General features: G+C 72.6%; 1 pseudogene. It reads right to left on the bottom strand.

The annotated features are described in order from the left end of the window. Nucleotides 1-194 precede the first annotated feature (194 nt). Nucleotides 195-311 (bottom strand): annotated as a pseudogene (locus JHD67_RS21755) (dihydroneopterin aldolase); the annotation flags it as partial. Between the last annotated feature and the right edge of the window lie 10 nt (nt 312-321).

Genomic DNA, 321 nt, shown 5'->3' with positions numbered 1-321 from the left:
CCCCCCCCCCCCCCCCCCCCCCCCCCCCCCCCCCCCCCCCCCCCCCCCCCCCCCCCCCCCCCCCCCCCCCCCCCCCCCCCCCCCCCCCCCCCCCCCCCCCCCCCCCCCCCCCCCCCCCTCTTTCATGATCCGGCGACCACCGAGATCTACACCCGAACGTTGTCGTCGGCAGCGTCAGATGTGTATAAGAGACAGGTGTTGTCGAACGCCATCTCGATGTCGAGCGACAGCGTCTGGCGCACACGGCGCTCCCAGTCGTAGATGCCGATGACGGCGTCGATGCGCAGGTCTTCGATGAAGACGATATCCATGGGAATCAAG

Origin of the sequence: Dyella sp. ASV21, from assembly GCF_016428975.1 — a bacterium.
Lineage (GTDB): Bacteria > Pseudomonadota > Gammaproteobacteria > Xanthomonadales > Rhodanobacteraceae > Dyella.
This window is presented reverse-complemented; position numbering and strand designations above follow the sequence as displayed.